Source organism: Achromobacter animicus, from assembly GCF_902859585.1.
In the GTDB taxonomy this organism is placed as follows: domain Bacteria; phylum Pseudomonadota; class Gammaproteobacteria; order Burkholderiales; family Burkholderiaceae_B; genus Achromobacter; species Achromobacter animicus.
In genome coordinates, this window is sequence record NZ_CADIJM010000002.1 from 169,845 (window position 1) to 192,203 (window position 22,359).

Sequence of the window (22,359 nt, forward strand, 5' to 3'; positions counted from 1 at the left end):
GGCGCCGGCGCCAGGGAGTTATTGCTTGACGGTGTCGGCGCTGGCCTGCTCGAGGAAAAGATCCACGTGCACTTTCGGCATGCCCACCAGCGTTCCACCGATCGGGGACGGACGCACCGCCTCATCGATGAGCTTGCGTGCCTCTTGCGGGAGAACCGGCTCGCCCCGCTGCTGGTAGATCCTCTTGGCCTCGTCATCCGACACGCCCGCGGGAACGACCGGCGCATACCGCCAGAAGTAGATCGGCGTACCGGGTTCCACGCGCCAGCTGTCGGCAAGCGAGCCGGCGTTGACGACGTCGTAGCCCACTGCCTCGATGAAGCGCGTCACGGTCTGCACCGCCTCGGCGTCGTCACCGGCAATGGGCAGCGTTGTCCGATCAGCATTGCCCTTGGGGCGGGCGTTGCTTTCCATGTGAATCCAGCTCAGGTTGTGAAGCCCCTTGACCACCGCCGCGCCTGGCAGGTGCCGCTGGATGAGTTCGCTTGATGTCAGTTCGCCTGCATCAAGATCGGGGCGGCGAAATCCGCCCATGCCGGGGTAGTAGTTGGTCTGGTCGAGCACGACCTTTCCGGCGAACCGGTCGGCCGGCAGGCTTTCGAATGTCGCCAACGGAATGGCGAGCGAGACGATGTCTCCCGCTGCGATCGCGTCGTCGACCGAGCCGGCACGGGCAAGGGGTCCCAAGGCTTTGGTCAGCGCAGAGAGCGTTTCGGGGCCGCGTGAATTGCTGATCACGACGTTGTGACCCGCCGCGACGGCCAGACGCGCGACAGCCTTGCCGACAAGGCCGGCGCCAATGATTCCGATTGTTTGTTTCATCGTAGATATCCGTTGATGGAGCGCGGCGGAATTCGCCGGCAGATGTCATGCAGGGCACACCCGCCGCGTCGCGGCCGATGTGCAGCGTGTTGCATGAAGCTCACTGTAGATTCGGCTCCCGGATTGATAAATGGTGCTGAAAGGCAAATACTGTTGTCCATGAATACATCAATCGATTTGCCCGAAATGAGAGTTTTCGCGGCGGTGGTGACCGATGGCTCGTTCACGTCCGCGGCCGAGCGGCTTGGCACCGATAAGGCGCGCGTCAGCCGCATCGTCAGGCGTATGGAAGAAAAGCTGGGCGTCCAACTCCTTACCCGTTCGACACGCCGCCTCAATGTGACCGAGGTGGGGCGGGACTATTTCGAACGCGCCGTCTGCATCCTGACCGCTGCTGAGGCGGCTGAGGCCGCGGTGGCGCAGCAGTCCCGCGAGCCCAAGGGATTGCTCAAGATCACGGCGGGCGCCGAGTTCGGGACGATGGTGGTGGATGACTGGATTGCGGCGTTTCTGCGCGCGGCGCCCAAGGTGACCGTGGAAGCGGAATACACGAACCGGCTGGTGGACATCATCCATGAAGGATTCGACGTCGCAATCCGTGTCGGCGCGCTGGAGGATTCAGGGCTTTCTGCGCGTCGGCTTGGCGAAGTGTCATACGGGCTGTATGCAGCGCCGAACTACCTCAAGCGCGCACCGAAGCTATCCGCAGTCGGAGATTTGAAACACCACGCGTTGATCATGAAGACAATCCGTGGCCGCTCGAGTTGGACGCTGGTCAAAGAGGCGATAGCGGAAAGGGTCACGGCGACGCCCCGTTGTGCCGTCAACAGCATCATCGCGGCAAAGAATCTTGCCGTCGCGGGGCTGGGAATTGCGCAGCTGCCACGTTTCATGGCAGCGCCGTTCGTGGCGGACGGCAGCCTCGCCTGTGTGCTTGCGGGCTGGGCTGAAATTCCTGCACCCGTTCATGCCGTGTTCGCATCCAGCCGCTATATGGATCCCAAGGTGCGCACTTTCGTGGATCTGAGCGTGGAGGCGTTCAAGGGCGGAGACGCCTGAACGCCGTCCGCTTACATCCAGCGTGATTGGCCCGGCCGGTAGCGCGCGTTGTCGGTCACATTTTCAGTGGGCCCGATGTTGGCCACTGCTGGGATGCCGGCGCTCGCCGCCTTCATGACAGCCGCCGCCTGCAATTCCACCTGCGGATTGCCCATGGCGACGCGATAGGGTTGCAGCGGCGCCAGGCCTTCGATGGTGCCCCAGTCGTTAGCGATGTCGGCGCGTTGCGCCACCGGGTCCGGCCGCGCGGCAAAGTCCTCGACCGCGCGCCGCATCCGGGCGTCCGCGTACAGGTCGCGCAATTCATCGATATTGATGGCGGGCGCGATGAGGGCAAGGGGCGCGACGGCAGGGTCGGCTTTGTGTCTGACAGGCGGGGCGTCTTGTTCCGCCCTTGCCAATCTGTCGGCCTGGGCGCGTTCCACGCGCTGGGCGTCGCGGGCGGCCTGGGCTTGCGCGGTGCGCTGGGCCTGCCGGGCGGCGAAGTTCTGCGCGGCGCGTTCGGCTTCCCAGGCAGGGCGGTTCTCATCCAGCATCGAAACGCGCGCCGGATAAGGCGCGGCGACGTGGGGGATGGCGGAGATCGCAGAAATGGCCATGCGGGGGCTCCTTGTCGTGATTGACCTTTGGGTTGGTCTGTCCGGGGAGATGCAAGTTCACTGTAGCAAAGGCCTCTGCGAAAGGCTTTACCCATCTGTGGATTTCGTAACCGTCTCCCACGCCGTCAATTCCTCCTGCAAGGCGGCCAGCTTGCCCCGCACCAACCCGAGCGCATCGCTGCCGAGCAGCAAGTGCGCGGGAGGATGATCGGCGTCGATGACCGCCAGCATGGCGCGCGCCGCCTTGCGTGGATCCCCCAGCTGACGGCCGTTTTTCTCTTCGCGGGCCTTGCGGATAGGGTCGAAGATGGCGTCGTAGTCCGCAATGGTGCGGGGCGTGCGCGTCATGGATCGGCCCGCCCAGTCGGTGCGGAACGACCCCGGCGCCACCGCCGTCACGGCAATGCCCAGCGGCTGCACTTCCTTGCCCAGCGCTTCGGAAATCCCCTCCAGCGCGAACTTGCTGCCGCAGTAGTACGCGATGCCCGGCATGGTGATGTGGCCACCCATGGAAGTGATGTTCAGGATGTGGCCGCGCCGGCGCTGGCGCATGAAGGGCAGGACTGCCTTCATCATCGCGACCGCGCCAAACACATTCACGTCGAACTGGCGGCGCATTTCCGGCAGGGGCGACTCTTCCATCACGCCTTCATGGCCATAGCCCGCGTTGTTGACCAGCACGTCGATGGCGCCGACGCTGGCTTCGATATCGGCCACCACGCCGTCAATGGCGTCGAAGTCGGTCACGTCCAACACGCGACCGATCGCAGCGCCGGGAGACAGGCTTTCAAACGCGAGGCGGGCCGGCTCGCCGCGCACCGTGCCGACAACGCGGTGGCCTGCGGCCAGGGCTTCCTCGGCCAGGGCGCGGCCGAAGCCGCTGCTGACGCCCGTGATGAGCAGGGTTTTGGAGGAGGTCATGGAGGGGGCTCCGAAGTCATTGGAGAATGCATGGTAGTCTTGACAAACTGCGCGGATAAGCCGTAGTCCGCTGCTTATCTTGCACAAAGCTATGAACACCGACGCCATGGCCCCCGACGACGCGGTAGGCGCGGATCCTGCCGAAAGCCGCATGGCCGCGCTGCTGCGCGGCCTGGCGCCTGATGAGGGCTACAACCTGACCGCGTTGCCCAGCGTGCGCGTGCTGCGCGCCAACCGGGCGCTCGCGCGCACGCCGGTGCTGTATGACCCGGGCATCGTGATCGTCTGTCAGGGCCGCAAACGCGGCTACTTCGGCGATAGGCTGTACCTGTACGACGAGCAGCATTACCTGGCCGTGTCCGTCCCGGTGCCCTTCAGCATGGAGACCGACGCAACGCCCGAGCGCCCGCTGCTGGCGCTGTACCTGCACCTGGATTTCGCGCTGGCCGCGGAACTGGCGTCTCAGATCGACGCCGCCGGCTCTGCGGCGGCAGCCCAGCCGCCGCAGAGCATGTTGTCGACGCCGATGGATGACGCGATGCGCACGTCGGTGCTGCGATTCATCGAGGCCATGTCCCGGCCGCTTGAAGCCGCCGTGCTGGGACCGGGGCTGTTGCGTGAGCTTTATTTCCGCGTGCTGACCGGCCCGCAGGGCGGTTCGATGCGGGAAGCGTTGTCCCTGCGCGGGCAGTTTGGCCGGATCGGCAGATCCCTGCGCCTCATTCACGCGGAATACGCCCGGCCGCTTGACGTGACGCGGCTGGCCAACGAGGCGGGCATGAGCGTCCCCAGCTTTCACAGCCATTTCAAGGCGGTGACGCAGGTCTCTCCCATGCAGTACGTGAAATCGACGCGCCTGCACCAGGCGCGTCTCTTGATGGTGCGGCAGGACCTTACGGCCGAGTCGGCGAGTCAGGCGGTGGGCTACACAAGCCCGTCCCAGTTCAGCCGCGAGTTCAAGCGCCTGTTTGGCCTGACGCCGGCGGCGGAGGCGCGACGCATGCGCGAAGGCTTCGCTTTGCCGGCATTCGCGGACGCCACCTACGTGTCGTCACACTGAATCGGCGGCTGCCCGCCGACGGTTCGTTCAAGGCTTGGTGGCCTGCATCGACGGACGCTGGCTGAGCCCTTCGAACCACTTGGCCGTGGCGGGATGCGACGCGCGCCAGTCCAGATCCGGGAAGCGGAAGTCCAGGTAGCCCAATGCGCAACCGATGGTGATGGTGCCGATGTCCAACCGGCCTTCGAGGCCTGCGGCGTTCTTCTCGATGAGCGCGAGACCGTCGCGCACCTTGCCAAGCTGGCCTTCAACCCAGCCATCCCAGCGCAACGCCTCCGGGCGCAGCACGGTCTCATAGCGCGCCAGCAGCGCCGCACCCAGCATGCCGTCGGCCATCGCCTGCTCGGCCAGCACCGGCCAGCGGGCCTTGCCAGCGGGGAAGAACGTGCCGCCGCCCAGATCGTTCAGATACTCGCAGACGACGCGGCTGTCGAACAGCGCCTGGCCGTCATCGGTGATGAACGTGGGCACCTGGCCCAGCGGGTTGCTCGGGATGATGGTCTGGTCGCGGGCGACGGGACCGGCGGCGCTGGGCAGCTTTTCAATGCGGTCGACCAGGCCGAGTTCATGGGCGATGACCATGCACTTGCGTACGAAGGGCGAAGCAGGCGAGAAGAAGATTTTCATGGGGTTCCCTGTCGGTGAGAGGCGTCAGTGTTGCGCAGGGGGCGAACGCTGTCCAGCCTGCGTGCGGATGACCGGCGGGGAACACATGAAAGGGGGAATGGATGCGCTGCGCAAGGCGGCGCGAACGCTGGCATGAAGGCGATGGCGCGCGTCGGGCGACGCGCACTTTGCATGCAGACCGCGCCGGAACCGTTGCGGTCCGGCGCGCGCCGCGTATCAGCGGCTTATCCGCTGCTTATTCCGTAATACCCGATTCCAGGCAGGGCTTGAATTCGCCGGTGTCCGGATCGCGCAGGAACAGGACGCCGGTGGCCACGCCGAAGTACGCCCCGTGCAGTTCCAGTTCGCCCTTTTCGACGCGGCGGCGGATGGACGGGAACGTCATCAGGTTGTTCAGGCTGTGCGCGACGGTGGCCAGTTCCAGACGCTTCAGGTTGGCCTGGCGGTCGCCGGTATCCGGCGACATGCCCTTGGCCACGGGTTCGATCTGCGACATCCACTTGCCGATGAAATCGCTCTTGCTCAGCGGCGTGGCGTCGTCGAAGAAGAAACGGATGCCGCCGCAGGACGCGTGGCCCAGCACGACGATGTGCTTGACGTTCAGGCCGTTGACCGCGAATTCGATGGCGGCGCTGGTGCCGTGGTACGACGATTCCGAGTCCGGGTCACAGGGCGGCACAAGGTTGGCCACGTTGCGCACGACGAACATCTCGCCGGGGCCGGCGTCGAAGATCGCTTCGGGCGACACGCGCGAGTCGCAGCATCCGATGATCAGGATTTCCGGGCTTTGGCCGATTTCGGCCAGCTTTTGATAGCGGCTGCTTTCAGTCTGGAAGCGGCCGTCCAGGAAAGATTGATAGCCTTCGGAGAGTCTTTTGGGAAACATGATCTTCACTTCCTAGTATCGAGGCCAGGCTTGCTGGCGCGCCGGCATACGCAATAAGGGGCTTCGTTTGGAAGCCCCTGTTATCGAGTCGGCAGACGCGATTTTCCCATAACTGGCCTGATAGCCACCTGTCTAAACCCTGATCACAAAAGGGTTTTTGGCGGCTGGCCGGGCGGCGGTCTGACCTAGCGTGCGGCGACGTCCAGCGCATTCACCCGGGCGAATTCCAGCGGCGTGATCGCCTTGACCACCTTGATCTGGCCGGGCGCGAACGGGCCGACGACATCTTCGCTGACCCTGCCGATCTCGCGGTTCTGCGCGTCGTACAGGACGTAAGTCAGCAGGACGCTGTTGACGTTGCGCTCCGACTGGTTGGCGAGAAAGCCCGTAATGGTGGAGACGTTGCGGGTGCTGTCGCGCACGGCCTGGACGTTGCCCAGGGTGATGCCGTAGGCAAGGCTTTGCGCGGCAGCGGCGCCGGACAGGCCGGCTAGCACGACGAGCGCGGCAAGGACGAGTTTTTTCATGGTTGTCTCCTGATACGGCCCGCGGCGGCGACGGTAGTACGGCATCGCGGCGGGGATCAGGCGTATCTCACTCCTTTCTGCCACGAGAGACAACGGGCCAGAAGGATGAATGGGTAACAGGTTGCGGCGGATGTTGCCAATGCTGGGGCTTTGTTCGATGATTGCCAAGCCGGCGCCTTGGCCGGCGGACCGTGCCGCCCGCGTCGCGCGTGCCATTGCGCGAGGGGCGCTCAAGGGAGGAACTCATGCTTTCCCGTACCAGCCAGCTGGCTTCGGCCATCCTGTTGACCGCATGTTTTGCCGGCGCGCAGGCGCAGACCCCCGCCGCTCCCTCAACCGCCAAGACGCCCACGCCGCAGCAGCAGCGCATGTCTGACTGCAACAAGGCCGCCGAAGGCAAGAAGGGCGACGACCGCAAGACGTTCATGAGCAGTTGCCTGAAGGGCGAGGAGCCGGCCAAGCAACTCACGCCGCAGCAGCAAAAGATGAAGGACTGCAACGCGAAGGCCGCGGAACAGAAACTGGCCGGCGACGCGCGCAAGACGTTCATGAGCACGTGTTTGAAGGGGTGAACAACCGGCAAGAAAAAACGCCAGACGATGTCTGGCGTTTTTTTTTGGACCGCTGACCGATGCTGTTGGGTGTCAGACACCCAAGACGCTCAGGTGCAGCTTCAAGGCCGTCTTGTACGGGTGCCAGACACCGGCGCTCCGCGCGTCACGCCGTCGCAATCGGCGTGACCGGCGATCCGATCGCATGCGGCAGGCGCAGCGGCGGCGCAGTCAGCATGAAGTGGTGGCGGCCATTGGCAAACAGGAACTCCGCCAGGTCCTTCAAATACCAAAGCTCCGCCAGCGGCAGTCCCAGCTTGAACAGGCAGTGATGATGCAGCGGCAGCATCGGACGCGCGCCGGACTTTTCGCGGGCGGGGTAGGCCTCGACCGCGTAGTTGTCGGCGCAGATGGCGGCGATGCCGCTGTCGGTGATCCATTGCAGCAGCGCGTCGTCGGTGCCGTCCAGCGCGGCGCCGTAGGTGTGCAGCACCTCGGGGTCGGGCGTGCCGTTCATCGCGACCACGGCTTCGGCGTAGCCGGTGCGCAGCACCAGCATGTCGCCGCGCTCAATCGTGATGCCATCCGTTGCCAGCACGTGCATCAGTTCGGCGTGGCCGATCAGCGTGCGGCCCGGGCCGTAATGGCGGAACAGGTCGACCAGCACGCCGCGGCCCTGCATGCCTTTCTGCGCCAGGTTTTCAACGCCCAGCTTCAGCGCGGCAGACGGGCCACCGCTGTTGCAACCGCAGCCGGTGTGATCGCCATCATTGGGTCCCACAACGTCCACGCCCGCCTGAAAGCCGTTGTAGTAGCGCAGCTCGGGTGTGCCGTCGCCATCGGCATCGAACAATGCGCCCACATGCGCCAGCGCGTCCCATTGCGTCGAATACTGCATGGACAGCAGCACCTGGTCGTCGCTCAACACGTCGAGCGCGTCAGGGTTGACGTTTTTCAACGGGAAGTTCAGGTACGGGGTGTCCTTGAGCTTCGTGGGGCTCAATTGCGGCGGGTGGCGCCGCGGGTTGAGCACGTTGCCGCCGGGCAGGTCCAGCGGCAGGGACAGGCAGAAGGTCTTGCCGGCGCGGATCTCGCGTGCGCCCTTCAGGACTTGTTCTTCGGTGATGAGATTCAGGCGGCCGAGTTGGTCGTCGGGCCCGAAGTCGCCCCAGTTGGAGCCTTCGGGCCGATGCTTCCAGCGTTGCATGCGGCTTACTCCGTCAGGAAGTCGACGACCGCGCGGGTGAAGGCTTCCGGTTGCTCCCAGTTCGAGATGTGGGAGGTGTTCAATTCCACGTAGCGCGCGCCGGGAATGGCGGCCGCAAGTTCCTGGCCTTGCGCGGGCGTGGCAGCCAGGTCGTGCGTGCTGCTGATGACCAGCGTGGGGGCGGTGATGGACGACACCTGCTCGCGGAAGTCGGCGTCGCGCAGCGCGGCGCAGTTGCCCGAGTAGCCGGCGTCCGGCGTGCGGCGCAGCATGTCGATCAGCACCTGCGTCAGGCCCGGCTCGGCGGCGCGATAGCCGTCGGTCAGCCAGCGTTCGACCAGCGTGGGCGCCATCTTTTCGAGCGTCTGCTCGGCCACGGCGGCGATGCGGGTGCTCCAGCCTTCAGCCGAGCCGATGCGCGCGGCGGTGTTGCACAGGACCAGCTTGCCGACGAGTTCGGGTCGCGCCAGCGCCAGCCACAGGCCGGTCGGGCCGCCCATCGACAGGCCGCAGAAATGCGCGCGCTTGATATCCAGGTGGGCCAGCAATTCGGCGACGTCGTTGCCCAGCTGCTCGAAGCTGTATTCGCCTTCGGGGACCGACGACTTGCCGTGGCCGCGGGTGTCGTAGCGCAGCACGCGAAAGTGGCGGGTCAGTTCAGGGATCTGGCGGGCCCACATGTCGGCGTTGGTGCCCAGCGAATTGGAGAGCACGAGCACCGGCGCGTCGGCGGGGCCATCGATGACGTAGAACAGCCGTGCCTGGCTGAGATCGGCGTAAGCCATGTGGAATTCCTTTGGGGAGGGCGGCGGCCGCGCAAGCAGGCGGCCGCGCGGGTATTACAGGTGGCAGACGCCGTCGACGTAGGCTTTGCGCCAGCGGGTGATGGTTACGCGGTCGAACAGGTCGGCCTGCGCAAACGGATCGGCGTCGATGAACTGCTGCGCGGCTTCGCGCGTGTCGACGTCGACGATGTACAGCCCGCCGCCCGCATCCTTGCCGTCATCCTGCAGCTTGGCGCCGCACGCCAGCAGCAGCTGCTTGTTGGCGTCCAGGTATTCCAGGTGCTTGGCGCGGTGCTGCTGGCGCATTTCCTGGTGATTGGGCTTGTCGAAGGTTTCGATGATGTAGGGCATGCGAGGCTCCTGTCAGATCGCCGAGGGATGGCGCGCGAGCGCGGTGACTTCGATATCCATGTACGGGAAAAGCGGCAGCGACGACAGCAGCGTGTGCAGCTCGTCGTTGTTTTCGACGTCGAAGATGCTGACGTTGGCGTAGCGGCCGACGACGCGCCACAGGCTCTTCCACTTGCCGTCGCGCTGCAGCTGCTGCGCCAGGGCCTTTTCGTCAGCCTTCAGTTTGTCCGCGCGTTCGGCGGGCATGTCGACGGGCAGATTGACCTGCATTTGAACCATGAACAACATGATGGACTCTCCATGATGCCGCCCCGGCGCGCGGGGCGGTGTAGCGGCAATTTAGGGAATTCAGTTCGAAAATTTAAGCGGCAGGCCGGTCAGGCGCAGCAGCTCATCGGCGGTCATGTCGCCAAAGATATCGGTGACCGTCACCCCATCCTTGTTGATGTCGAACACGGCCACATCCGTGTACACGCGCGACACGCAGCGCACGCCGGTCAGCGGATACGTGCAGGCCTCGACCAGCTTGCTCTGGCCTTCGCGGGTCTGCAGTTCCATCATCACGAAGACGTCCTTGGCGCCGATGGCCAGGTCCATCGCGCCGCCGACGGCGGGGATGGCATCGGGCGCGCCCGTGTGCCAGTTGGCCAGGTCGCCATGCTGCGAGACCTGAAAGGCGCCCAGCACGCAGATGTCCAGATGGCCGCCGCGCATCATCGCGAACGAATCGGCGTGATGGAAGAACGAGCAGCCGGGCAGTTCGGTGACGGGCTGCTTGCCGGCGTTGATGAGGTCGTAGTCTTCCTCGCCCTTGGCGGGCGCGGGGCCCATGCCCAGCATGCCGTTTTCGGTGTGCAGGATGACCTCGCGGCCGGCGGGCAGGTGGTTGGCGACGAGCGTGGGCAGGCCGATGCCCAGGTTGACGTAGGCGCCTTCAGGAATGTCCTGCGCGACGCGGGCGGCGATCTGGTCGCGGGTCAGTTTGGTGCTCATTGCTGCTCCTTGGCGGCCTGCTGGCCTGCGATCTGCACGACGCGCTTGACGAAGATGCCGGGGGTGACGACGGTTTCGGGGTCGAGCTCGCCCAGTTCGACGATCTCGCGGACCTGGGCCACGGCCACGCGCGCGGCGCTGGCCATGATGGGGCCGAAGTTGCGGGCGGTCTTGCGATAGACCAGGTTGCCCCAGCGGTCGCCGCGCTCGGCCTTGATCAGCGCGTAGTCGGCGTGCAGCGGATACTCCAGCACGTACTGGCGGCCGTTGATCTCGCGGGTTTCCTTGCCGTCGGCCAGCGGGGTGCCGTAGCCGGTGGGCGTGAAGAACGCGCCGATGCCGGCGCCAGCGGCGCGGATGCGCTCGGCCAGGTTGCCTTGGGGCACCAGTTCCAGTTCCAGCTTGCCGCTGCGGTACAGGCCGTCAAAGATCTGCGAGTCCGCCTGGCGCGGGAACGAGCAGATGATCTTGCGCACGCGGTTGGCGCCCAAGAGGGCGGCGAGCCCCGTGGTGCCGTTGCCGGCGTTGTTGTTGATGATGACCAGGTCCTTGGCGCCCTGTTCAAGCAGGGCGTCGATCAGTTCCATGGGCTGCCCGGCGGTGCCGAAGCCGCCGATCATGACGGTGGCGCCATCGGGGACGTCCGCCAGGGCGGCGGCAGCGCTTGCAACAGTCTTAGAGATCATGATGTTCGCTCATAGGTGGCGTGTCATAATTTGTTCTTCTTTCGAACTTTCGTTCTTCTGAAGAACATCGTTTCATGGGGAATGCGAAGGCGTCAAGGCAAGCCCGCACGCCGCACTCTCCATCGTTCGGAGTCGCCCGCAAGGGGCAACGCAGGCTCGCCGCGGCGGGCCTTTTACTCGTGGAACCAGACGGATGGCCGAGCAAGATCCCCAGCAACCCAGCGACAGTTACGTGCAGTCCTTCGCGCGCGGCCTGTCGGTGATCCGGGCCTTCGGCCCCGACCGTTCGCAGATGACGTTGTCCGAGGTGGCCGCGGTGACGGGGCTGACCCGCGCCGGCGCGCGCCGCATCCTGCTGACGCTGGAACACCTGGGCTACGTCACGGCCGACGACCGCAAGTTCTCGCTGACCCCGCGCATCCTGGAACTGGGCTACGCGTATCTGTCGGGCACGCCGCTGTGGAACCTGGCACTGCCCTACATGGAAGAAGTCGCCGAGCTGACGCGCGAGTCCTGCTCCGTGTCGGTGCTGGAAGGCGCCGACATCGTGTACATCCTGCGCCTGTCGACGCATAAGGTGATGACGATCAATCTGGCCGTGGGCAGCCGCTTGCCGGCATGGGTAACGTCGATGGGCCGCGTGCTGCTGGCGGGCCTGCCCGAAGCCGAGCTGGACCGGGTGCTGGCGATGAGCCAGATCCAGACCTACACGGCGGAAACCGTCACGGACGTTGCCGAGCTGAAGCGCGTGCTGGCCGGCGTGCGTGCCGACGGCTATGCCTGCGTGGCGCAGGAACTGGAACCCGGCCTGCAATCCGTGGCGGTGCCCATCATCGACCGCAGCGGCCGCGTGATCGCCGCGATGAACGTCAGCGGTCACGCCAACCGGTTTTCGCGCGAGGCGATGCTGGAAGCGTTTTTGCCGCCGCTGCGCCGCGCCGCCGACCAGATCAACCACGCGCTGCTGCGCCGCTAGGCCAAGCCTGGGGGCGGCAGAGGGATGGGTCCGGACGGACATGGCGGCCGCGCTCAGATGGGCGCGACGCCGAGCGTCGTGCCGCCGCAGACATACAGCATCTGGCCGGTGACAAACCCGTTGTCGGGCGACAGGAAGAACATCGCGGCGCGCGCGACGTCTTCGGGCGTGCCCAGGCGCTTGACGACGATGCTGTTGATGATGCGCTCGGTCTGCGGGGCCCCGGCCGGATTGCTCTTGGTGAAGAGGTCGGTGGCGATGGGGCCCGGGCCGATGGCGTTGACGGTGATGCCGTCGCCGCCCAGTTCCATGGCCAGCGTGCGCGTCAGGCCCACAAGCCCGGCCTTGGTGGCCGAATAGACCACGCGATCCGGCTTGCCCAGCGCGGCGCGCGACGACATGTTGACGATGCGGCCAAAGCCGGCTTCGCGCATGGCGGGCAGCGCGGCCTGCACCAGGATGAGCGCGGTGCGCAGATGCAGATTGACGACGTAGTCCAGGTCGGCCAGCGTGGCGGTGTCGGCCGTGCCGGGCCGCGTGGCGCCGGCGTTGTTCACGAGACCGACGATGTTGAACGCGCTGGTGACTTCGCGCGCGACTTCCTGCGTGCGCGCCTCGTCGGTCAGATCGGCCTGATACGAGACCAGACCCGCCGGCGGATTCTCGGGCAGCTTGTAGTCGATGTTGACGACCTTGTGGCCGGCATCGAGCAGCATGCGGATGATGGCGGCGCCGATCCCGGCGCTGCCGCCGGTGACGAGATATGCGGTGGGTTTGGTCATATCGGTTTCCGTTCAGTGTTCAAGAACTCAATGGGTCAGGTAGCCCCAGGCGAGGACGGCGGTGATGTGGATCACGCCGACCCACAGCATCATGATGACGGTATAGCCCATCACGTCGCGCAGCTTGAGCTTGGACAGGGCCAGCGCCGGCAGGATCCAGAAGGGCTGCACCAGATCGTTCCAGGCGTTGCCCAGCATGACGGCCATGGTCGTCTGGTTGAGCGCGCTGCCGATTTCCTTGGCGGCGTCGATCATGAACGGACCCTGGATGACCCAGTGGCCGCCGGCGGACGGCGCGAAGAAGTTGATGACGAACGAGCTGATCAGCCCCCAGAACGGCAGCGTTTCAGGCGTGGCGACGTCGACGAAGACCGCGGAGATCGTGGTGACCAGACCCGAGGCGGCCATGATGGCCATGATGCCGGCGTAGAACGGGTACTGCAGGATGATCCCGGAGATGGTCTTGATGCCCTCGGTCAGCTTGGCGACGTAGGCGGCGGGCGTGCCGAGCAGGATGATGCCCAGGAACAGGATGATGAAGTTGATGAGGTTCAGGTCGAGCGAGCCGCCATCCATGAAGTGAAAGACGACGTAGGCCACGCCGAGCGCGCCGATCAGCATGCTGAGCAGGCGGCTGTTGTTGAGCTTGGAGGCGATGGTGCCCTTTTCGAGCATGTCTTCGGCGGCGTTGGACGCGTTGGCGTCGCGGTCGATGTTGGGGTCGACTTCGACGATGGCCTCACCCTTCTTGGGGTGCAGCCAGGCGTTGAGCAGCGGCAGGGTGATGATGATGACCAGGCTGGTGAGCAGCATGGGCACGGAGAAGATGGTTTCCGACAGGGGGATGGTGCCCATCTGCGCGGCGGTGGGGTGGCCGGGCGTGGCGACCAGGACGGGGATGCTGGCGGACAGGCCCAGACCGTACATGGTGAAGCCGCTGTAGGCGGCGGCGATGATCAGGGGGTAGTGAACACCCTTGACCTTCAAGGCCAGCTTCTTGGCGACGATGCCGCCGATGACAAGACCAAAGCCCCAGTTCAGGTAGCTGCCGACGCCGCCGACGAGGGTGGCGACGATGATGGCGGTGTGCGGCTTGTGGACGTGGCTGACGATGCGGTTGAGCAGGCGGTCGGTGAGCGGTGCGGTGGCCAGCACGTAGCCCATTGCCAGGATGACGGCCATCTGGGTGGTGAAGGCCAGGAGGCTCCAGAAGCCTTTGCCCCAGGCGCGGGTGATGTCGCCGATGCCCTGGCCTTCGATGCCCATGGCCAGCAGCACGGTGAGCAAGGTGAGCGCGATCGCAAAGACGAAGGGATCGGGCAGATACTTGCGCATCAGCTCGGTAAAGAATGAAGCCAATTTATTCATGGTGCCTCCAACAACTCCGTAAGGCGGTTCTCTGATGTCCGGTGGCGCGAGTCATCGGGTGACGATGCGGGCGTGCCGGACGATTGCTTTTCTTTGTGTGGGTGGGCTCGTGGCCCGATGGCGCGGTCGGTCATGGCCGCCGCGCTTTTTGTGGATGCTTGAGAACGGACTCAGGAGCCGCTGGCTTTGCCGTTCAACCAGGCGGCCAGTTCGCCGAGGGCGGCGCTTTTCTCGCGCAGGACGCGTTCGCGGCGTTCGGGGCTCCAGGTGTAGAAGCCCTGGCCGCTTTTGGCGCCGATGTGGCCGCTGTCGACTTTGCTTTTGAGCAGGTCGGAGGGTTCGGTGCTGTTTTCGAGATCTTTGTACAGGTAGCTGGCGATGGCGTAGTGAACGTCAATGCCGTTCATGTCGCGCTGTTCGAGGGGGCCGGACAGGGCGAGGCGGATGCCCAGGCTCCATTTGACGACTTCGTCAATATCCTCTGCGCTGGCGACGCCTTTCTCCAGCAGGGAGATGGCTTCGCGGGCGAGGGCGTGCTGGATGCGGTTGGCGATGAAGCCGGGGATGTCCTGACGCACGAGAACGGGGCGCTTGCCGCCGAAGCGCAGGGTGGCCATGACTTTGGCGACGGTGTCCTCGGAGGTGTCGTCGTTGCGGACGACTTCAACTAGGGGGATGACGTCGGCGGGGGTGAAGAAGTGGGTGCCGACAAAGCGGTCGCGGCGCTGGACGGCGCTGGCGATGGCGTTAATCGACAACCCGGAGGTGTTGGTGGCGAAGAGGGTGTGCGCGGGGCACAGGGTGTCGAGCTTGGCGAAGATGCCGCGCTTGAGATCGAGGTTTTCGGGGACGGCTTCGATGACGAGGTCGCTGGTGGCGGCGGCTTCGAGGCCTGGTTCGAGGCGGATGCGCTGGATGGCTTGCTGGACTTGGCCGGGGGCGTAGACGTTTAGCTGGCGTTCGATGGTCTTCAACGCGCGCTCGAGGGCGCCTTCGACGGGGTCAATCAAAACGACGTCGAGTCCCTTCGAGGCGAACAGCGCGGCAATGCCGCTGCCCATGGCGCCTGCGCCGATGACGGCGAGATTCTTGAGGGGAGTGTCCATGATGGCTCGCTTGGTGCTTGCGGCTGCTGCTTGCAGGCGGACACGCGGGGACCAGGGGTGATGCTGTCTCGTCCGGGGTGCCTTTCTGTGCGCGGCTTGGCCAGAAAAATCTTTGTGTTCTATATACGAACATTTGTGCGTGTATAGAATTTCTGTGGGGATAGTACTAAAAGTTGCTGGGGGTGGACAAATGGGGGGTTGGGGGTGTTCGGTGGGTGGACGGTGGGTGTGCCTGAGTGTTTCGCTGGCTGCGGGCTTGCGGTGGACGGCGTTCTTTTGACGCCCGGCACGTCGTCGGCCTGGGGTGCGCGGGGCTACGATTGCGGTCCGGAGCCTTCGCTCCGGACTTGCCTAGGCGGCCCCCCCCCGTCGTCATCGTCGTTGTCGCCTCCGGCGACTGCCTTCCGATTCCCTCGGGCGCATCTACACGCCCCGCGCACCCCAGGCCGACGACGCGCCGGGCTCGGTGGATTGAACTTGGCGGTCGCTGGGTCGAGCGGGGTTCTTGAGATTCTTATCTCGGCCGACGCGGGTTTGAAGCATCTTGCGATGCCCGCCCCGCGACGGCCGCGCGGGCGGCCTGGCGGGGCTTACGCGGTGTCTTGCGTCGGTGTGATGACGCTTCGCGATTGCGCAGTGTCCTTGGTGTTTGACGCCGGCCGTGTGAATATGCCGTTCGACAAATCTGGTGGCGCACCGCTTCAAGTGCAGCGTTTGACCAGGTCCTTAAGCAGTCCGGTCAACTCATCAGGCTGCTCAAGCCCCGCAAGATGGGCCGCCCCTTCCAGCGCGTGACCCTGCGCGTGTGGCAATAGCCGCGCCACCGTGTAAGCGCGTTCCTGAATGTGAGGAAAGTCCAACTTGCCCCATACGATTGACGCAGGAACATCGATTGCTCCTAGCCGGGTGAACGCCTCAAAATCGTCGCGATTAGTACCGACGGGCGCTGCCGCCAGCGCAATAGCGTTCATTTCCAGAAACAAGCGGCGTGTCTCGCCGGTAACGCGCCCAGGATCCGCCAATGGGCCGTCCAAAAAGAGTTCAGCTTTGATCTCGTTGATCCGGCCACGATCTGCGGCCGATTCCGCCTCGCGTTGACGCGCGACCATCTCCAGAATTACCGGCGGGTAGACGGGCGCTGGAGCGCCATTGACGGTGGGTGAAATCAGCATCAGCCCGCGCACGCGGGCAGGGTGCATCAAGGTCGCATTCAGCGCGATGCTGGCGCCCTGAGAGCAGCCGGCCAAGATCACCGGCGTGGAACCGGCCGTGGCGTCGATGACGGCTAACAAATCGGCGACGGCGGAGTGGTCCTGGGCTTGCGCGCGGGTTTCCCCAAAGCCCCGCCGGTCATACGCGATGGCTTGGTAATCCGGCCCGCTTGCTTTCAACTGCGCGCGCCACATGCGCCGGTCGCAGACGTTGGCGTGCAGGAAGACGACGGGCAAACCGCTGCCCGCCGTTTCCACGGCGATCATGGCAGCGCCGGACGCGACCTGCAATGTCGAGTTCACCGAGTTCATGGCTGGTGCCTCTTACCCCGAATTCCGCAGCCCCGCCGCGATTCCGTTGATCGTCAGGTGAATCGCGCGTTGCACGCGCTTGTCGACCTCTGCGCTGGGATTCTTCTGCACCGCGCGATGACGCCGGATGAGATCAACCTGCAGGTAATTCAGCGGGTCGATATAGGCAAATCGTTCGCGCAGGGCGATCTGCAGCGTGGGGTTGTCGGCGAGCAGTTCGCGTTGGGTCAGCAGTTTCAGCATGCCGACAGTGCGGCCGTGTTCGGCGCTGATGGCGCCGAAGATGCGTTCGCGCAGGGCGCGTTGGGGGACGAGTTGGGCGTAGCGGGCGGCGATGGCGAGGTCGGATTTGGCCAGGACCATTTCCATGTTGGAGAGCAGGGTGCGGAAGGCGGGCCAGTCGCGGGCCATTTCGCGCAGTTGTGCAAGGCGGCCGCGGCGCGAGCGGGGGGCGTCGGGGGCGCCGGTTTCGAGATAGGCCTCGATGGCGGAGCCCATGCCGTACCAACCGGTGAGCATGAGGCGGCATTGGGCCCAGGAGAAGCCCCACGGGATGGCGCGCAGGTCTTCGATGCGTTGGCCTTTCTTGCGGGAGGCGGGGCGCGAGCCGATGTTCAGGCCGGCGATTTCGCTGATGGGGGTGGCGGCGAAGAAGTATTCGGCGAAGCCGGGGGTGTCGTAGACGAGGCCGCGGTAGGTGCGTTGCGCGGTGTCGGACATGAAGGACATGGCGGGGCCGTGGTGGGCCATGTGGGCGTCTTCGGCGCTGGTGGCTTCGGCGCGGGGGGCTAGGCTGGATTCGAGGGTGGCGGCGATGAGGAGTTCAAGGTGCCAGCGGCCGACTTCGGCGTCCTTGTATTTGCTCTGGATGACTTCGCCCTGCTCGGTCAGGCGGATCTGGCCGGCGACGGTGCCGGGGGGCTGGGCGAGGATGGCGTCGAAGCTGGAACCGCCGCCGCGTCCGACGGAGCCGCCGCGGCCGTGGAAGAGGCGCAGGCGGACGTTGCGGGTGGAGAAGACGTCGACGAGTGCGCGTTCGGCCTGGTAGAGCGACCAGTTGGACGTGAGGAAGCCGCCGTCCTTGTTGCTGTCGGAGTAACCCAGCATGACTTCCTGGGCGCCGTTTTGCGCAAGTTTTACGCGCTGGCGGATCTCGGGCAGGTCGAGCCAGGCGGCCATGATGTCGGCGCCGCGCTGCAAGTCGGGGATGGTTTCGAAGAGGGGGACGACCATGAGGCCGTCTTCGGGGGCGATGTCTTGCCCGGCGGGGGCGATGAGGCCGGCCTCTTTCTGCAGGACCATGACTTCGAGCAGGTCGCTGAGGGTTTCGGTGTGCGAGACGATGGTCTGGCGCACGGCCTGTTTGCCGTAGCGGGCGCGGCCGGCGGCGGCGGCGCGCAGGACGGCGAGTTCACGGGTGGTGTCTTCGGAGTAGGCGATCCAGGGGGAGGCCAGGGGGCGTGCCTGCGCGAGTTCAGTGCGCAGGAGGTCGACGCGTTCTTCTTCGGACAGCGCGAGGTAGTCGAGGGGTTTGCCGTTGTGGGTGACGCCGGCACGCGAGAAGAGTTCGGCGAGCGCGGCTTCGTGGACGTCGGAGCTTTGGCGCAGGTCGACGGTGGCGAGGTGAAAGCCGAAGACCTCGAGGGCCTGCTGCAGGCCGGACAGGCGCAGCTTGGCCAGCGGGGCGCCGTGATGGGCGCCGAGCGACGCGGCGATGACGGCGAGGTCGGCGGCGAGCTCTTGGGGGGCGTCGTAGGCGGGGGCGGCGACGGTGCTGCGGCGGGCGAGGTTCTGGCCGGTGAGCCGCAGCGCGGTGGCGGCCAGGCGGGCGTAGATGCCGACGAGGGCGCGCCGGTAGGGTTCGTCGCGGCGGTGCGGGGAGTCGTCGCCGCTGCGCTCGGCGAGCGCGAGCAGTTCGGGGTCGGCGGCGATGAGCAGGGTGGTGATGGAGAGTTCGGCGCCGAGGGCGTGGACTTCCTGGAGGTAGTGTTCGAAGAGGACGGTGGCCTGGCGCAGCAGGGCGCGCTCGAGCGTGGTGGCGTCGACGTTCGGATTGCCGTCGCGGTCGCCGCCGATCCAGCTGCCCATGCGCAGGAAGGGTTCGAGCGGCGGCGGCGGGGCGGCGAAGGGCTTGGCGGATTCGCGGTTGAGCAGCTTGGAGAGGTCGCCGTAGAGGCGCGGGATGACCTGCAGGAAGGTGCTGCGATAGTAGGAGAGCGCGTTCTCGATTTCGTCGGCGACGGTCAGGCGCGTGTAGCGCAACATGCGGGTCTGCCACAGGGTGGCGACGCGGCCGAGCAGGGCGGTGTCGAGTTCGGCGAGCTCGTCGGGCGTCAACTGGGCTTCGCGTTGGGCGAGGGCGGTGGAGATTTCGCGGTGGACGTCGAGGGTGCTTTTGCGCTGGACTTCGGTGGGGTGCGCGGTGAGGACGGGCATGACGCACGCTTCGGCCAGCAGGCGGCGGATGCGCGCAACGCTGACGCCTTGTCCGCCAAGGATCTGAATGGCTTCGCGCAGGCTGCCGCGGGCGGGCGTGCCGTCGGCGAGCGCGCGGGCGCGCTGGCGGCGGTTCTGGTCGCGGTCTTCGGCGATGTTGGCCAGATGCAGAAAGTAGCTGAAGGCGCGGGCGACGGAGTTGGGGTCGCTGCCTTGCAGGCGCTTGACGCGTTGTTCGAGCAGTTTGCTGTCGGCCTCGTCGCCTTCGCGGCGGAATTTGACGGCGGTGCGGCGCAGGGTCTCGATGGTGTCGAAGACGCGCTTGCCTTCGCATTCTTCGATGACCTCTCCTAACAACCGGCCCAACAGCCGGATATCGTGACGCAAGGGTTCTGCGGAATCGGACTGCGTGCGCTTGGCATTCATCGTGCGGGGATCCGTCTGACGGCGGTTGGAAGGGGATTGAGTCGAAGCGGGCGTTGCGGGCAAACCTTGAAAATGATCGGTCGATTTTACGCAGCGTTCCTTACGGGGGAGGCGGTTTGCTCGGTTAAAGTGCGGGGTATCCCTTCGTTATTCCAGAAGCCCCCTTTATGCAAAATCATCAACGTCGCGCGCTCGTGCTGTTTTCGGGCGGGCAGGATTCCACCACTTGTCTTGCCTGGGCGCTGGAACGCTATGCGCACGTGGAGACGGTGGCGTTCGATTACGGACAGCGCCATCACATCGAACTGTCGGCGCGGCTGAATGTGCTGCGCGAGATCCGGGCCAGTTTTCCGGACTGGGCGGCGCGGTTGGGCGAGGACCATCTGCTGGACCTGAAGGTGCTCGGGCAGGTGGGCGATACGGCGATGACCAGCGACCGGGCGATCGAGATGCAGGCGAACGGCTTGCCGAATACGTTTGTGCCGGGACGCAATCTGCTGTTCCTGACGCTGGCGGCGGCGCTGGGGTATCGGCGGCAGTTGGACGTGCTGGTGGGTGGAATGTGCGAGACGGATTTTTCCGGGTATCCGGATTGCCGGGATGACACGATCAAGGCGCAGCAGGTGGCGCTGGGACTTGGACTTGGGTCACGGGTGACGATCGAGACGCCGTTGATGTGGATCGATAAGTCGGAAACCTGGGCGTTGGCTTATGCGCTGGGGGGTGATGCGTTGGTGGAGACGATCGTCGAGGAAAGCCATACGTGTTATCTCGGGGAGCGGGGGGCTCGGCATGATTGGGGCTATGGGTGCGGGGAGTGCCCGGCTTGCAAGCTGAGGAAGATCGGGTGGGAGAAGTGGGTGGTGGCTTCGGCGGCTGAGGGTTGAGCTGGCGGTTATTTTCTGGTGCTTGGAACAGACGCACGAACCGCAGCAGTCGGCTGGCGAACGGCCGCTTCGGGGAAACAGATTGAATCTCCGGCCTCGCCCGCCTTCATGGTGCGGTTCGGGATTCCAGATCCATATCCGCAGGCCATTGAACTCTTGGGGCTAGACGCAAAGCGATGTTGTACGGTGCGACGTCGTTGGCATCACGCGGTTCGGCGTGATCGGGGTCGAGGCCTTCGATGCCGTTCTGCATGTAGGAGCACACGTAGGCCCAGAAATTGGAGGTGTTAGCAGCGTCAGTATTTAAGTGGAAGCGTGTTACGACTTTGTTAGTACCGGGTTCCACAACTGCGATGGAGACGCCTTCCTTGATGATGAGACCTCCGCCTGGCGTCGCACCACGGACTTTCCATTTCTCCGCGCGCAGATCGTCCCAGTCATAGCTGGCGGTGGTCACGTATGCGCGCTCGAAGGGATTCCACCATACAGAATGGAAGTCATAGACGTATACCTTGCGGCGTAGACGGTTGAATCGAAGCGGAAGATCGCGGGGCGGGGATACGTCGGCACGGTAGATTACAAACGCTGTCCACAGGCCGATGGAAATTGAACTGGCAAGCATCAGAAAGATTCCGGCCATAGATGCGCTAACACCTGTAGTGGCGAGTGAATATATATCCTTTGCGGCCATTACTAAGTGCTCTAGAAGAACCCATGCGACCAGCGCTAAAAAGAAAAAGCAAACACCGCGCATACTCGAAGTGTTGCGAGCGAACTCGATATACGTTTCGTCCATGTGCGTCGGCGCCTGCCAGAGCAGCATGGGGGCCTCATCTGGAGGATCATTGGGACCTGGCAGATCGCGTTGCCAGCCGCCGCAGGGGGGATTAAGTTGCGGTCTTGCCATCAGAGTCCTTTCCTAATTTCTTTGGCGGTGAAGCTGGAGTTCATGAAACAAAAGCATCAGAGCCGTTAAGCAGCAGCGGGATGGCGCACGGCCCATTTTTTGGGGAAGCAAATTACACCCTCCCCTCAAGGACTTTCACGGTGCCGTTCGGGATTCACGGTCCATATCCGCGGGCCATTGAACTCGTGGGGCTAGACGCAAAGCGATGTTGTACGGGGCGACGTCGTTGGCATCCCGCGGTTCGGCGTGATCGGGGTCGAGGCCTTCGATACCGTTTTGCATGTAGGCGCACACGTAGGCCCAGAAATTCGAGGTGTTTGCAGCGTCGGTGTTTAGATGGAAGCGCGTCACGACGTGATTGGTACCCGGTTCTACAACCGCGATGGAGACGCCTTCCTTGATGATGAGACCTCCGCCTGGCGTCGCGCCTCGGACTTTCCATTTCTCCGCGCGCAGATTGTCCCAGTCATAACTCGCGGTGGTCACGTAGGCGCGCTCGCAAGGATTCCACCAGACTGAATGGAAGCCATAAACGTAAACCTTGCGGCGAAGACGATTAAAGCGAAGCGGAAGATCGCGGGGAGGTGAGACGTCGGCCCGATAGAAAACACATACTGCCCAAACGCATAGGCCAATCGCAATCGCAAACAGCAAGAACATTCCAATTTCAAATGCTCCAACCCCCGTCGTCGTGATAGCGCTGAAATGCCTGGTGATCAGAATTGTCTGTTCGAGGCATGTCCATGCAATCAGCAGCGAAAAGATAAGAAGCGTACCCCGCAGAACGGATGTACTCCGAGCGAATTCGACATATATTTCGTCCATGTGCGTCGGCGCTCGCCAGAGCAGCGTGGGGGGCTCGATAAGAGGGTCA

Annotated in this window: 24 protein-coding genes; 5 read left to right on the plus strand and 19 right to left on the minus strand. The window is 64.6% G+C overall.

What is annotated here, in order from left to right; all coding sequences use genetic code 11:
• Positions 1–18: 18 nt before the first annotated feature.
• Positions 19–822 carry an NADPH-dependent F420 reductase gene (locus HV681_RS05635; RefSeq protein ID WP_175122158.1) on the minus strand — a complete coding sequence of 268 codons (804 nt, stop codon included), beginning with the start codon at positions 820–822 and terminating at the stop codon, positions 19–21.
• Positions 823–915: 93 nt separating this feature from the next.
• Between HV681_RS05635 and HV681_RS05640 the strand changes: the two genes are divergently transcribed.
• A complete protein-coding gene (locus HV681_RS05640) occupies positions 916–1,881 on the plus strand; it encodes a LysR family transcriptional regulator (RefSeq protein ID WP_239214968.1) in 966 nt (321 codons plus the stop codon).
• An 11-nt stretch (positions 1,882–1,892) separates the two neighbouring features.
• On the opposite strand, the gene HV681_RS05645 is transcribed toward HV681_RS05640, so the two are convergent.
• Entirely contained in the window at positions 1,893–2,480 is a 588-nt protein-coding gene (locus tag HV681_RS05645; protein WP_175122159.1) for a hypothetical protein, read from the minus strand.
• Between the two features lie 87 nt (positions 2,481–2,567).
• Complete coding sequence (locus HV681_RS05650) at positions 2,568–3,401, minus strand: oxidoreductase (protein WP_175122160.1); 834 nt, start codon at positions 3,399–3,401, stop codon at positions 2,568–2,570.
• Positions 3,402–3,552: 151 nt separating this feature from the next.
• Here HV681_RS05650 and HV681_RS05655 point away from each other — a divergent pair, with 151 nt between their 5' ends.
• Entirely contained in the window at positions 3,553–4,461 is a 909-nt protein-coding gene (locus HV681_RS05655) for an AraC family transcriptional regulator (RefSeq protein ID WP_175122779.1), read from the plus strand.
• 27 nt (positions 4,462–4,488) lie between these two features.
• Here HV681_RS05655 and HV681_RS05660 read toward each other — a convergent pair whose 3' ends face one another.
• The 3 genes from HV681_RS05660 to HV681_RS05670 all read right to left on the minus strand — a co-directional run bounded on the left by HV681_RS05660 (position 4,489) and on the right by HV681_RS05670 (position 6,501).
• Positions 4,489–5,088, minus strand: a complete 600-nt coding sequence (locus HV681_RS05660) for a glutathione S-transferase (RefSeq protein WP_175122161.1) — start codon at positions 5,086–5,088, stop codon at positions 4,489–4,491.
• Between the two features lie 235 nt (positions 5,089–5,323).
• A complete protein-coding gene (locus HV681_RS05665) occupies positions 5,324–5,974 on the minus strand; it encodes a carbonic anhydrase (protein WP_175122162.1) in 651 nt (216 codons plus the stop codon).
• 185 nt (positions 5,975–6,159) lie between these two features.
• Positions 6,160–6,501, minus strand: a complete 342-nt coding sequence (locus HV681_RS05670) for an FxLYD domain-containing protein (protein ID WP_175122163.1) — start codon at positions 6,499–6,501, stop codon at positions 6,160–6,162.
• 245 nt (positions 6,502–6,746) lie between these two features.
• Here HV681_RS05670 and HV681_RS05675 point away from each other — a divergent pair, with 245 nt between their 5' ends.
• On the plus strand, positions 6,747–7,073 hold the full coding sequence (locus tag HV681_RS05675) for a PsiF family protein (RefSeq protein ID WP_175122164.1): 327 nt from the start codon (positions 6,747–6,749) through the stop codon (positions 7,071–7,073).
• A 145-nt stretch (positions 7,074–7,218) separates the two neighbouring features.
• Here HV681_RS05675 and HV681_RS05680 read toward each other — a convergent pair whose 3' ends face one another.
• Genes HV681_RS05680 through HV681_RS05705 form a run of 6 tightly spaced genes read right to left on the minus strand, consistent with a single transcriptional unit; the run spans position 7,219 to position 11,074 of the window.
• Positions 7,219–8,259, minus strand: a complete 1,041-nt coding sequence (locus HV681_RS05680; RefSeq protein ID WP_175122165.1) for a cyclase family protein — start codon at positions 8,257–8,259, stop codon at positions 7,219–7,221.
• 5 nt (positions 8,260–8,264) lie between these two features.
• Positions 8,265–9,044, minus strand: coding sequence for a 3-oxoadipate enol-lactonase (gene pcaD / locus HV681_RS05685; RefSeq protein ID WP_175122166.1), 780 nt, complete (start codon positions 9,042–9,044; stop codon positions 8,265–8,267).
• A 54-nt stretch (positions 9,045–9,098) separates the two neighbouring features.
• Positions 9,099–9,395, minus strand: coding sequence for a YciI family protein (locus HV681_RS05690; RefSeq protein ID WP_105240952.1), 297 nt, complete (start codon positions 9,393–9,395; stop codon positions 9,099–9,101).
• A 12-nt stretch (positions 9,396–9,407) separates the two neighbouring features.
• Positions 9,408–9,683, minus strand: a complete 276-nt coding sequence (catC, locus tag HV681_RS05695) for a muconolactone Delta-isomerase (RefSeq protein WP_056559790.1) — start codon at positions 9,681–9,683, stop codon at positions 9,408–9,410.
• A 60-nt stretch (positions 9,684–9,743) separates the two neighbouring features.
• Positions 9,744–10,388, minus strand: coding sequence for a 3-oxoacid CoA-transferase subunit B (locus HV681_RS05700; RefSeq protein ID WP_175122167.1), 645 nt, complete (start codon positions 10,386–10,388; stop codon positions 9,744–9,746).
• Positions 10,385–11,074: a 3-oxoacid CoA-transferase subunit A gene (locus HV681_RS05705; RefSeq protein WP_056559787.1), complete on the minus strand. Its 690-nt coding sequence runs from the start codon at positions 11,072–11,074 to the stop codon at positions 10,385–10,387. The genes HV681_RS05700 and HV681_RS05705 overlap by 4 nt, the downstream gene beginning before the upstream one ends.
• Before the next feature lie 193 nt (positions 11,075–11,267).
• Between HV681_RS05705 and HV681_RS05710 the strand changes: the two genes are divergently transcribed.
• Positions 11,268–12,050, plus strand: a complete 783-nt coding sequence (locus HV681_RS05710) for an IclR family transcriptional regulator (protein WP_175122168.1) — start codon at positions 11,268–11,270, stop codon at positions 12,048–12,050.
• Positions 12,051–12,103: 53 nt separating this feature from the next.
• Here the strand turns inward: HV681_RS05710 and HV681_RS05715 are convergent, their stop codons facing one another.
• From HV681_RS05715 to ppc, 5 genes are all read right to left on the minus strand, one after another.
• The gene (locus tag HV681_RS05715) at positions 12,104–12,832 is read right to left on the minus strand and encodes an SDR family NAD(P)-dependent oxidoreductase (RefSeq protein WP_056559783.1); all 729 of its coding nucleotides are present in this window, start codon (positions 12,830–12,832) and stop codon (positions 12,104–12,106) included.
• A gap of 27 nt (positions 12,833–12,859) precedes the next feature.
• Positions 12,860–14,200, minus strand: a complete 1,341-nt coding sequence (locus HV681_RS05720) for a short-chain fatty acid transporter (RefSeq protein ID WP_175122169.1) — start codon at positions 14,198–14,200, stop codon at positions 12,860–12,862.
• A gap of 170 nt (positions 14,201–14,370) precedes the next feature.
• Positions 14,371–15,306 carry a 3-hydroxyacyl-CoA dehydrogenase family protein gene (locus tag HV681_RS05725; RefSeq protein ID WP_175122170.1) on the minus strand — a complete coding sequence of 312 codons (936 nt, stop codon included), beginning with the start codon at positions 15,304–15,306 and terminating at the stop codon, positions 14,371–14,373.
• 701 nt (positions 15,307–16,007) lie between these two features.
• The gene (locus tag HV681_RS05730; protein WP_175122171.1) at positions 16,008–16,829 is read right to left on the minus strand and encodes an alpha/beta fold hydrolase; all 822 of its coding nucleotides are present in this window, start codon (positions 16,827–16,829) and stop codon (positions 16,008–16,010) included.
• Positions 16,830–16,841: 12 nt separating this feature from the next.
• On the minus strand, positions 16,842–19,691 hold the full coding sequence (gene ppc / locus HV681_RS05735; RefSeq protein WP_175122172.1) for a phosphoenolpyruvate carboxylase: 2,850 nt from the start codon (positions 19,689–19,691) through the stop codon (positions 16,842–16,844).
• Positions 19,692–19,858: 167 nt separating this feature from the next.
• Between ppc and queC the strand changes: the two genes are divergently transcribed.
• A complete protein-coding gene (queC, locus tag HV681_RS05740) occupies positions 19,859–20,578 on the plus strand; it encodes a 7-cyano-7-deazaguanine synthase QueC (protein ID WP_175122173.1) in 720 nt (239 codons plus the stop codon).
• A 106-nt stretch (positions 20,579–20,684) separates the two neighbouring features.
• Here queC and HV681_RS27785 read toward each other — a convergent pair whose 3' ends face one another.
• Positions 20,685–21,485 (minus strand): DUF6708 domain-containing protein, encoded by an 801-nt coding sequence (locus tag HV681_RS27785; RefSeq protein ID WP_254594890.1) that lies wholly within the window; start codon positions 21,483–21,485, stop codon positions 20,685–20,687.
• 135 nt (positions 21,486–21,620) lie between these two features.
• Positions 21,621–22,310 carry a DUF6708 domain-containing protein gene (locus tag HV681_RS27790; RefSeq protein WP_254594891.1) on the minus strand — a complete coding sequence of 230 codons (690 nt, stop codon included), beginning with the start codon at positions 22,308–22,310 and terminating at the stop codon, positions 21,621–21,623.
• Positions 22,311–22,359 lie beyond the last annotated feature (49 nt).

Coding starts and splice junctions, on each gene's coding strand:
- HV681_RS05675 (WP_175122164.1), top strand. CDS start 6,747: ATGCTTTCCCGTACCAGCCAGCTGGCTTCGGCCATCCTGTTGACCGCA.
- HV681_RS05730 (WP_175122171.1), bottom strand. CDS start 16,829: ATGAACTCGGTGAACTCGACATTGCAGGTCGCGTCCGGCGCTGCCATG.
- HV681_RS05655 (WP_175122779.1), top strand. CDS start 3,553: ATGGCCGCGCTGCTGCGCGGCCTGGCGCCTGATGAGGGCTACAACCTG.
- HV681_RS05710 (WP_175122168.1), top strand. CDS start 11,268: ATGGCCGAGCAAGATCCCCAGCAACCCAGCGACAGTTACGTGCAGTCC.
- HV681_RS05635 (WP_175122158.1), bottom strand. CDS start 822: ATGAAACAAACAATCGGAATCATTGGCGCCGGCCTTGTCGGCAAGGCT.
- ppc (WP_175122172.1), bottom strand. CDS start 19,691: ATGAATGCCAAGCGCACGCAGTCCGATTCCGCAGAACCCTTGCGTCAC.
- HV681_RS05690 (WP_105240952.1), bottom strand. CDS start 9,395: ATGCCCTACATCATCGAAACCTTCGACAAGCCCAATCACCAGGAAATG.
- HV681_RS05680 (WP_175122165.1), bottom strand. CDS start 8,259: ATGCAACGCTGGAAGCATCGGCCCGAAGGCTCCAACTGGGGCGACTTC.
- HV681_RS27785 (WP_254594890.1), bottom strand. CDS start 21,485: ATGGCAAGACCGCAACTTAATCCCCCCTGCGGCGGCTGGCAACGCGAT.
- HV681_RS05720 (WP_175122169.1), bottom strand. CDS start 14,200: ATGAATAAATTGGCTTCATTCTTTACCGAGCTGATGCGCAAGTATCTG.
- HV681_RS05670 (WP_175122163.1), bottom strand. CDS start 6,501: ATGAAAAAACTCGTCCTTGCCGCGCTCGTCGTGCTAGCCGGCCTGTCC.
- HV681_RS05645 (WP_175122159.1), bottom strand. CDS start 2,480: ATGGCCATTTCTGCGATCTCCGCCATCCCCCACGTCGCCGCGCCTTAT.
- HV681_RS05665 (WP_175122162.1), bottom strand. CDS start 5,974: ATGTTTCCCAAAAGACTCTCCGAAGGCTATCAATCTTTCCTGGACGGC.
- HV681_RS27790 (WP_254594891.1), bottom strand. CDS start 22,310: ATGGACGAAATATATGTCGAATTCGCTCGGAGTACATCCGTTCTGCGG.
- queC (WP_175122173.1), top strand. CDS start 19,859: ATGCAAAATCATCAACGTCGCGCGCTCGTGCTGTTTTCGGGCGGGCAG.
- HV681_RS05650 (WP_175122160.1), bottom strand. CDS start 3,401: ATGACCTCCTCCAAAACCCTGCTCATCACGGGCGTCAGCAGCGGCTTC.
- HV681_RS05660 (WP_175122161.1), bottom strand. CDS start 5,088: ATGAAAATCTTCTTCTCGCCTGCTTCGCCCTTCGTACGCAAGTGCATG.
- HV681_RS05715 (WP_056559783.1), bottom strand. CDS start 12,832: ATGACCAAACCCACCGCATATCTCGTCACCGGCGGCAGCGCCGGGATC.
- catC (WP_056559790.1), bottom strand. CDS start 9,683: ATGTTGTTCATGGTTCAAATGCAGGTCAATCTGCCCGTCGACATGCCC.
- pcaD (WP_175122166.1), bottom strand. CDS start 9,044: ATGGCTTACGCCGATCTCAGCCAGGCACGGCTGTTCTACGTCATCGAT.
- HV681_RS05640 (WP_239214968.1), top strand. CDS start 916: ATGAAGCTCACTGTAGATTCGGCTCCCGGATTGATAAATGGTGCTGAA.
- HV681_RS05700 (WP_175122167.1), bottom strand. CDS start 10,388: ATGAGCACCAAACTGACCCGCGACCAGATCGCCGCCCGCGTCGCGCAG.
- HV681_RS05705 (WP_056559787.1), bottom strand. CDS start 11,074: ATGATCTCTAAGACTGTTGCAAGCGCTGCCGCCGCCCTGGCGGACGTC.
- HV681_RS05725 (WP_175122170.1), bottom strand. CDS start 15,306: ATGGACACTCCCCTCAAGAATCTCGCCGTCATCGGCGCAGGCGCCATG.